This is a genomic window from Micromonospora sp. NPDC049529, from assembly GCF_055586685.1.
Genome location: NZ_JBVJHT010000015.1, coordinates 203753 through 212112 on the forward strand (window position 1 = coordinate 203753; position 8360 = coordinate 212112).

7 protein-coding genes are annotated in these 8360 nt (G+C 70.6%); 4 read left to right on the forward strand and 3 right to left on the reverse strand.

Going from position 1 to position 8360, the window contains the following annotated elements; all coding sequences use genetic code 11:
- Positions 1 to 173 precede the first annotated feature (173 nt).
- Positions 174 to 980 carry a phosphatase gene (locus ACZ6QQ_RS26180; RefSeq protein WP_465879824.1) on the forward strand — a complete coding sequence of 269 codons (807 nt, stop codon included), beginning with the start codon at positions 174 to 176 and terminating at the stop codon, positions 978 to 980.
- Between the two features lie 13 nt (positions 981 to 993).
- On the opposite strand, the gene ACZ6QQ_RS26185 is transcribed toward ACZ6QQ_RS26180, so the two are convergent.
- Positions 994 to 1512 carry a GNAT family N-acetyltransferase gene (locus ACZ6QQ_RS26185; protein WP_465879825.1) on the reverse strand — a complete coding sequence of 173 codons (519 nt, stop codon included), beginning with the start codon at positions 1510 to 1512 and terminating at the stop codon, positions 994 to 996.
- A gap of 230 nt (positions 1513 to 1742) precedes the next feature.
- On the opposite strand from ACZ6QQ_RS26185, the gene ACZ6QQ_RS26190 reads away from it, so the two are divergent.
- From ACZ6QQ_RS26190 to ACZ6QQ_RS26200, 3 genes are all read left to right on the forward strand, one after another.
- Complete coding sequence (locus ACZ6QQ_RS26190) at positions 1743 to 3602, forward strand: amidase (protein ID WP_465879827.1); 1860 nt, start codon at positions 1743 to 1745, stop codon at positions 3600 to 3602.
- Positions 3599 to 3775, forward strand: coding sequence for a hypothetical protein (locus ACZ6QQ_RS26195; RefSeq protein WP_465879828.1), 177 nt, complete (start codon positions 3599 to 3601; stop codon positions 3773 to 3775). The genes ACZ6QQ_RS26190 and ACZ6QQ_RS26195 overlap by 4 nt, the downstream gene beginning before the upstream one ends.
- Positions 3776 to 3942: 167 nt before the next feature.
- Positions 3943 to 4812, forward strand: a complete 870-nt coding sequence (locus ACZ6QQ_RS26200; protein WP_465879829.1) for an AraC family transcriptional regulator — start codon at positions 3943 to 3945, stop codon at positions 4810 to 4812.
- 40 nt (positions 4813 to 4852) lie between these two features.
- Here the strand turns inward: ACZ6QQ_RS26200 and ACZ6QQ_RS26205 are convergent, their stop codons facing one another.
- On the reverse strand, positions 4853 to 6640 hold the full coding sequence (locus tag ACZ6QQ_RS26205) for a vWA domain-containing protein (protein WP_465879831.1): 1788 nt from the start codon (positions 6638 to 6640) through the stop codon (positions 4853 to 4855).
- An 87-nt stretch (positions 6641 to 6727) separates the two neighbouring features.
- Positions 6728 to 8017 (reverse strand): serine/threonine-protein kinase, encoded by a 1290-nt coding sequence (locus ACZ6QQ_RS26210; RefSeq protein WP_465879832.1) that lies wholly within the window; start codon positions 8015 to 8017, stop codon positions 6728 to 6730.
- Positions 8018 to 8360 lie beyond the last annotated feature (343 nt).

Genomic DNA, 8360 nt, shown 5'->3' on the forward strand with positions numbered 1-8360 from the left:
CCGGCGGCGGCAGGCAGATTGGCCGGGGCGTCGGTCGGTCGGCATCCTTGACCGGGCCGGGCAGGATCGGTGCCGGCGGGTAGCGCCCGGTCGCGACGGTTGACGTGGGCAGTCCGGCCCGCCCGCCGGTCGGCCGCCGTGAGACAGCGGGACGGACATCCGGGAGGACACACATGACCGACACCCCGAGCCGGGACGACCTGTTCGCCCATCTGATCGAGTCTCGGATCGCCGGTCGGGTCGCCACCCCGCGCGAGAACAACCTCGACCATTTCCGGCGGATGAGCCGGCGCGAACCGCTCTACCTGTTCGGGCTCGAACCGAGCGGCAGCTGGACCCCGGCCGAGGTTCTGACGCTCATGGTCACCCGCTGCGGCGTCTCCCCCGACACCACGCACGTACGCGGCACCGACACCATCGATCCGGAGCGCACCGTCGAGCGCCTGGAGGCGATGGCGACCCTCGTCCGCGACGCCGCCCGGCGCCAGCAGCGGGTGCTGCTCGCGACCGGACATCCGCACGGGGTGTTCTCCATCCACCGCGCGCTGGCCGGGGCCCTACGTGCGGCGGGCTGCCCACTGCTCTCGGCGGCCTCCGGCTGGGAGCATCCCGACGAGCCGTCCTACCGCAGCCGCCACGGGTCGATCCGGTTCGTCGACGACGTCGCGGTGCTCACCCACTCGTCCGGCGGGCTGGCCCACACCCATTCGCCGATGCCGATGACGGCGATCCTGGACGAGTTGGCGGCGACCGGTCAGCCCCCGCCCGAACTCGTCATCGCCGACCACGGTTGGGCCGGCGCGGCCGCCCAGGCCGGGATCCCCACCGTCGGTTTCGCCGACTGCAACGACCCGGCCCTGTTCGTCGGCGAGGCGGAGGGGCGGGTACGGGTCTGCGTGCCGTTGGACGACAACGTGGACCCGGACCTCTACGCGCCGCTGACCGCGTACCTGCTGCACCACGCGGGTCTGGCCGGCTGACCGTAGGGCGTGGTCAGCTCGGGGCGCCCGTGGGGAAGTCGGCCCGGTGCCGGGTGAGCTCGGCGACGATCTCCCCGTCCTCGTCCGGTTCCGACTCCTCGAATCCGACGGACGCGTAGAGCTGGCGCGCCGTCGTGTTCGCCCGGTCGACACTGAGGCGTACGGCGGGACAGTCGGGCCGTTCCATCAGCCAACGCACCAGGCTCGACACGGTGGCCCGGCCCAGTCCGGCGCCCTGTTGGGCCGCGTCGACGAGCATGCCGCCGATCCAGTAGGTCCGGTCGTCCTCGTCGTACCCCCACATGACGTGGCCGACCACCGTCTCGTCGGCGTAGACGGCGAACGATTGCCAGACGCCTTCGCGCATGCCGAGCAGCAGATAGCGGGCCGCCGACGGTGCGACGAACGCACGCTGGTCGTCGAGCGGCACCACGTCGGCGACCGCGCGCCAGTTCTCGTCGTCCACCGGCCGCAGCGTAACCCGCCGGTCCGCCCGGTCCACCAACCCGTAGTTGATCACAGCCCCGTTCATCCGGGTAGCCTGCCATGCGCCGACCCGCGCCGTGTGCCGCGGGTCCTGCGCGTCCCGGCCGGGCCGGGGTGGATGGTCGGATCGCCGGGTCGTCGGTTTACCGAGCCGAAAAGAGATCGAAAACTCGCCGCAGCACCCACGTTGCAATGATCTTGGCGGTCGCCAACCGGCGCCCAGCGGGCATCTCAGCGCGGTGCCCATTCCTGGCAGAAGACAGGAGCCCCCAGCACATGCACGACAAGCAGGACACCCCCTCGGTCACCGCCGCACCGGACGACACCCGCCGAACCGGGCTCAGCCGCCGGATGCTGCTCGGCAGCACCGCCGCCGTGGCCGGCGCGACGGTGAGCACGCTCGCGGTCGCGCAGCCCGCCGCCGCCACCCGGAACGAGTCCGAACAACTGCTCGACGCACTGCCGTCGGTACGCGACATCCCCCGCCGGTCGAGGATCGTCGACTACGAGATCGCCGAGCTGATCGTCCTGCTCCGCGCCAACCGGCTGACCTCGGTCGAGCTGACGCGGGCGTACCTGGACCGGATCGACCGGTTCAACGGCCCGTTCGAGATCTACGGCGACAACGGCGGTTACAACGCCTTCGTACGCGTCGACCGGGTCGGCGCCCTCGCCCAGGCCGCAGCGGCGGACAGGTTGCTGCGCAAGGGCTCCCACTCGGCCGTACCACCGCTGTGCGGCATCCCGTTCGGCATCAAGGACTCGGTCGGCGTACGCGGGCTGGAGGCCAAGAACGGCACCCACGCGTACACCGGCAACGTGGCGTACCGCGACTCCACGGTGGTGGCCAGGTTGCGGGCGCAGGGCGCGGTCATCATCGGCCACACGATCGCCTCGGCGTTCTCCGGCTCGATCTCCGGCACCTTCGCCGGCAACGCCTGGAATCCGCGCTTCATCCCCGGCGGGTCGAGCCAGGGCTCCGGCGTCGCCACCTCCGCCCGGTTGGCGGCGGCCACCATCGGCGAGGAGACCGGCGGCTCGATCATGATGCCGGCCGCGGCGAACGGCGCCAGCGCCATCAAACCGTCGCTCGGCCTCGTCTCGACCGCCGGGGTGATGCCGCTCTCCCCCGGTTACGACGTGCTCGGACCGATCGCCCGCTCGGTCCGGGACGCGTCGCTGGTGCTGGCCGCGATCCTCGGCCCCGACCCGGCACCGGACCCGCTCACGCTCTCCGCCCCGGACCCGTTCCCGGCCCTTCCGGTCGCCGCCCGCAAGGGCAAATCCCCGCTTCACGGCGTGACCATCGGCATCCCGCAGACCGACTGGATGACCCGGGGCGGGACCGGCACCCCACCGGCCGAGACCTACGACACCGACTACCGGGCCGCGTTCGAGCGGTTCAAGAAGGAGCTGGTCAAGCTCGGAGCGCAGGTCAAGGAGTTCCCCGGCCTGGACGTCACGGTCCCGGAGAACGACCCCTACTTCCGTACGCCGGACCGGCTGCCGGTGCCCGTCGGGAACCCGGTGTCACCGGCGACCGCCGTACTCAGCCCCAACCGCTACGAGATCCGCTACTGGCAGGCGGTGCAGGCGTTCGCCGACTCGCATCCGGCGAACGCCGAGGCGCTGCGCCGCCAGTTCGGCGACTTCGCGGCGGCGGCGGCCACGGCCGGCGCGATCCCCGCATCAGTACGCGACGAGGGCGAACGCCGCCGACGCGTGCTCCAGGCGAACTACCAGCGCGCGCTGGACGAGGCCGGGGTCGACTTCATGCTGGTGCTGCCGATCGGGGCGAAGATCGGACCGCGTACCGGTGGGACCCAGCTGTCGAACTACCGCACCTTCTACCAGCTCCCGAACGCGCTGACCTGGCCGATGGTCTCGTTCCCGATCGGGTACGACAGCACCGACGGACTCCCGATCAACGCCGCCTTCTGGGGTCCCCGGTTCTCCGAACCGACCCTGGTCCAGGCCGCGATCGACTACCAGGACCGGTACCCGTCGTACCACCGGGCGGCACCGCCGGACCCGACCTTCACCGCCCCGCGCAGCCGCGCGCTGTCGCCGGTGGAAGAGGTCGTGCCACCGGAGTTGTCCAACGATCCGCTGGTGGCCGAGAAGGCCTGGTCATGACGGCCGGCCCGTTCCTGACCGTCGAGTGGCAGCCGCTGCTCAACGCCGGCCTGCCACTGCGCGAGCCGGACGACGAACCGGAGCCCGTACTCACCGTCGAGTGGGGAGCGAAACTCGGCACGAGCTACTACGCGTACGACGACGAGCTGCCCGAGCGCCCGCCGAACCACTGACCCGATCGCGAACTGACAACGGCGGCCCGGTACGGAAACGTACCGGGCCGCCGCCTCGACCCACCCGACGGCTTGCCCGGGGCAGGGTCCGGATGATCGGATCGGACCGCGGTTGTCGGGCGCGGACGACGGGTTCCCGGCCAGGCTTGGTGTCGAAAGGGGGCCACGTGATCTCGGCACTCAACGGGCTTGTCGACCTGGTCGAGCAGCACCTCACCGAGGACGTCGACGTCGACCGGTTTGCCAGGACGGTCGGCACGACCGAATACCACCTGCGTCGGATGTTCTCGTCGCTGGCCGGCATGCCGCTGTCGGAGTACGTGCGCCGACGCCGCATGACCGTCGCCGCCGCCGACATCGTCAGCACCGGATGCGACCTGCTGAGCATCGCCGTCCGGTACGGATACGGCTCGGGCGAGGCGTTCGGACGTGCGTTCCGGGCCGTGCACGGCGCCGGTCCCGGCGACGTACGCCGCGATGGTGGCCCCCTGCGTACACAACCGCAGCTCAGGTTCCGTCTGACGGTCGAAGGGAGTATCCCGATGGACACCCGCATCGTCGACCGCCCCGCGTTCCGGCTCGTCGGACACGCGACCCGGGTCCCCCTGGTCCACCAGGGCGTCAACCCGGACATCCATCGGCACATCAGCGCACTGCCAGCAGAAGAGCACCTCCGGCTGAAGGAGCTGGGCAACACCGAGCCGGCGGGTCTACTCGCGGTCAGCGACAACCTGGACCCCGACCGGACCGAGGGCAGTGAGCTGACCTACCTGCACGGAGTCGCCGTCTCCGTCGACACGACGGCAGCCGACGAGCTCGACAGCATCGACGTCCCGGCCGGCACGTGGGCCGTCTTCCGCACGACCGGGCCCCACCCCACCGCCCTGCAGAAGACATGGGCCGCAACCGCGACCGAGTGGTTCCCCTCCAACCGGTGGCGCCTGCGGCCGGGCCCGGAAATCGTCGCGGTGATCGAACGCGAGGCCGGTTTCAGCAGCGCGACCTGCGAACTCTGGCTCCCGGTCGAACCGTCGTGAACGGTTTCGCCGACGCCTGAAAAGCATCGGACATGCCGGCTCAGAAACTGCTGACCAGCTTCACGAACGCCTCGTCGATCATGGCGGGATCGGTGGCGTCGAACGCCTTGCCCGATGACGCCTTGGCGATCCGGTCCAGCGTGGCGAAGTCCGACTCCCGGTCGAAGGCGATACAGAAGACCTTGACCGGGCGCTGCGGATCCAGGGCGACATCGGTGAGCAGCCGGCCCAGGTCGTTGTCCCGGCTGTACTCGTTCTTGCCGTCGGTCAGCACGACGACGGCGTTGATCCGCTCCGGGTCGTACCGGTCGAGCACGTGCCGGTGGGCGGCCCGGACCGTCGCGTAGAGCGCGGTCGCCCCCTCGACGTGCAGGTCGGCGATCCGGCCGTTGATCCGTTCCTGGTCGAACGCGCCGAGCCGGACCTCCTCCCGGTAGGCTCCCTCGGACCGCTTCGGCCTCTCCGACGAGAACGACCAGAGCCCGACCCGGTCCTCCGCGTTGAGCAGCGCAAGCCCCTTGGCCGCCGCCGCCGAGGCGACCTGGAAGCGGGTACGATCGCCGATCTTTGCCTCCATCGACCCGGAGGTGTCCAGCGCGATCAGGATGTTGGCCTTCTTGCGCAGCGTGCTCCAGCCGTCCAGCATCGCCTCGACCACCATCGGGTTCGGCGGCTCGAAGTAGGTCAGCCCCCCGGTGGGCTCGACACCGGCGCTGGCGAGCAACCCCGGCGAGGCCCGACGCTCGTGGTCCCGGAAGCCGAGGCGGGCGAAGCTCTCCTGCTGGGCGTCCTCGGTCAGGAAGGCCAGGAAGTCGGCCGCCGCCGCGCGCTGCCGTTCGTCGGCGGAGGAAAGCACCACGAACGGGTGGTCAAGATTGAAGGTGCCCTCCTTCGGGTGGACGGCGACCAACGGGACGTTCGGCCGGCGGCCCCACTCCTGGCCCTCCTGCTTCGGGCTCAGTCCCCCCTCGTTGTAGAGGTGGACCAGTTCCTCCTGCATGACGATGGCGCTCATGTCGTCCGTGCTGGCACCTCCGCCGGCCAGATCAGCCTCGGCGAGGTCCCGCAGCAGGTCCACCACGTCGTCGCTGTAGTGCGACACGTTCGCCTCGATCTGCCGGACGAACCGGGTCACCTCCGGGTCGGCCAGGTCGGACCGGGTCAGGTCGCTGGACCGGTTCACCGCGGCGTAGTAGGTGGCAATGGTCGCGGCCAGCCCCGACGTGGAGAGGTTCGGGTTGTCCTTGCCGAAGGTGAAGCGGCCCCACTCCGGCTTGCCGAAGCCCGCCCATCCCTCCCGTCCGGAGAGGCCGAGGATCTCGCCCCAGCCCAGCGGCCCGCGCTGGCGTACCAGTTCGCCCTTGGGCTGCGGCATCGCGATCACCAGCGGGCTGTTGGCGATCGACGGGTACTGGTCCGGGGTCTGCAACGCTCGCCCGGCGGACTGGTCGAGCAACCGGAGCTGCCCCGTCCACAGGCTCGATGTCGGCAACCAGACCTGCGGCTCCGGTAGGCCGATGCCGCTCCAGCCGGCGGCCAGCGCCTCGACGGCCTTGCCCGAGGTCAGGCCGGTGACGTGCACCTGGGCGCAGTGGCCGTCGAGCGACCGGTCGCTGCTGTTGTACCGCTGCGCCAGTTCGACCAGCAGCTCCGCCTTCTCGGTCGAGGAGTTGACCTCCAGCTTGGTGGTGCAGTCGGCCCGGTTCCGGTCGGTGCCCGGGTCCCGCTGCCGGACGAGCACGTACGCCCCGGCGATGACCAGCAACCCGGCAGTGACGGCGGCGGCGTACGGCAACCACTGTCGTGTGCGCGACGGGGCTGGGTCCATGGGGATGTCCTCCTCGGCAGTCGACTGATGCCAGTCAAAGTATCGCTGCGGGCGCCACCGACGGCGCCGGGCTCGGCGCCTCGCCCGTCAGGGCTGGTCCGACCGGTCGCCGAGCACCACCGCGACCAGCAGCCGAACCACGTAGACCGCGATGAAGGTGGCCGCCCCGGCCGTCGCGGCCGCGCCCGGCGCACTCGACGCGACGTACCCGACCGCAGCACCGACCGAACCAAGGAAGATCGCGGTCGAGATCCCCCAGGCGTCGAGCGACTCCCGGCGCAGCCGCTTCCCCCAACCGCCGCCCACCCCGATGGTCGACGTGGCGGGCGTACCGGGTACGGGCGCCGGAGGCTGGTACCGCACCGGTGCCACCGGCGCAGTCTGTGCTTCCCGTGCAGTCGGTGCTTCCGGTGCCACTGGCATCGGTGCTTCCGGTGCCACTGGCAGGGGACGGGGCAACGGCAGGGACCGGTCCGGCGTCGTCGCGCCGGCGGTCTCGTTACCCGCTTGGAGCACGGTCTCCCGGCGGAGCGGACCGGTGCTCCTGACGTCCTGCCCGAGCAGCCGCATCAGCACGTGCTCGGCATCCGGCCGGTTCGCCGGGTCCTTGTCCAGGCACCGCCGGATCAGCCGGTCCAGGCCCGGCGAAAGCTCGGGCAGGTCGGGCGGGTCGTTCAGCACCCGGTGCATCACCGCGACGAGCGAGTCGTTGCCGAACGGCGGCCGACCACCGGCGGCGAAGGCGATCGTGGCGGCCCAGGCGAAGACGTCGCAGGGTGGGCCGACCGAGTCGTTGCGGAACCGCTCGGGGGCCATGTATGCGAGTGTCCCCATCACCCGGCTGGTCACCGTCTCGGTGACACCGAGGGCGCGGGCGATGCCGAAGTCGATGACCCGGGCACCGTCCCGACCAAGCACCACGTTGTCCGGCTTCAGGTCGCAGTGCACCACGTCGGAGCGGTGGATCGCGGCGACCGCGGTGGCGGTTCCGACGGCGAGCCGGTGCAGCGCGTTGCCCGCGACCGGGCCGTGCTCGCGGACGTGACGGTGGAGGGTGGGGCCCTCGATGAACTCGCTGACCACATAGGGCCTGTCGCCGTCGACCTCGGCGAAGAGCACCTGCGCGGTGCAGAACGGAGCGACGCGCCGCGCCGCGGCGATCTCCTTCATGAACTGCGACCGTGCCCGGGGGTCACTCAGGTCAACGTTGATCATTTTCACCGCCACCCGGTGGCCCTGGTCGTCCTCGCCGAGATAGACCACCCCCTGACCGCCCGCGCCCAGCCGGCCGACCAGCCGGTACGGGCCGGCGGTGACCGGATCGTGCGTCCACAGTGGCGCCAGCCCCGGCGGCGGCCCGCCAACCAGTCCCGTCATCCCGACTCCATCGATGTCGTGTCCCGGCACCCGTGGCGTAGGACACGGTCATGGTGCCACGTTCCCGCCGGAGTGGACGCTTCCATGATCACAAAGAGTTCGGGCCACCGTGACCGGCCACACGCCACCAAACGGAACTGGTCAACAGAGCGGATTAGTCCGAATACGAGTGATTTGAGAGCTATATACATCGTACTTTCGGCTAGCCTGCGGCTGACTAAACAGGTTATGGTGACTGCACTGATCGACCCTAAGCGAACAACCGGTCAGCCAACCGAACGGCCTACACGAACTTTTGCGCACGGCAACTTGTCTTGTCAGCGGACGAGGTGCAGGGAGGACC

What these genes read in the sequence shown, in the direction of transcription:
- ACZ6QQ_RS26180 (WP_465879824.1), top strand. Translation starts at nt 174, where the DNA reads ATGACCGACACCCCGAGCCGGGACGACCTGTTCGCCCATCTGATCGAG.
- ACZ6QQ_RS26185 (WP_465879825.1), bottom strand. Translation starts at nt 1,512, where the DNA reads ATGAACGGGGCTGTGATCAACTACGGGTTGGTGGACCGGGCGGACCGG.
- ACZ6QQ_RS26190 (WP_465879827.1), top strand. Translation starts at nt 1,743, where the DNA reads ATGCACGACAAGCAGGACACCCCCTCGGTCACCGCCGCACCGGACGAC.
- ACZ6QQ_RS26195 (WP_465879828.1), top strand. Translation starts at nt 3,599, where the DNA reads ATGACGGCCGGCCCGTTCCTGACCGTCGAGTGGCAGCCGCTGCTCAAC.
- ACZ6QQ_RS26205 (WP_465879831.1), bottom strand. Translation starts at nt 6,640, where the DNA reads ATGGACCCAGCCCCGTCGCGCACACGACAGTGGTTGCCGTACGCCGCC.
- ACZ6QQ_RS26210 (WP_465879832.1), bottom strand. Translation starts at nt 8,017, where the DNA reads ATGACGGGACTGGTTGGCGGGCCGCCGCCGGGGCTGGCGCCACTGTGG.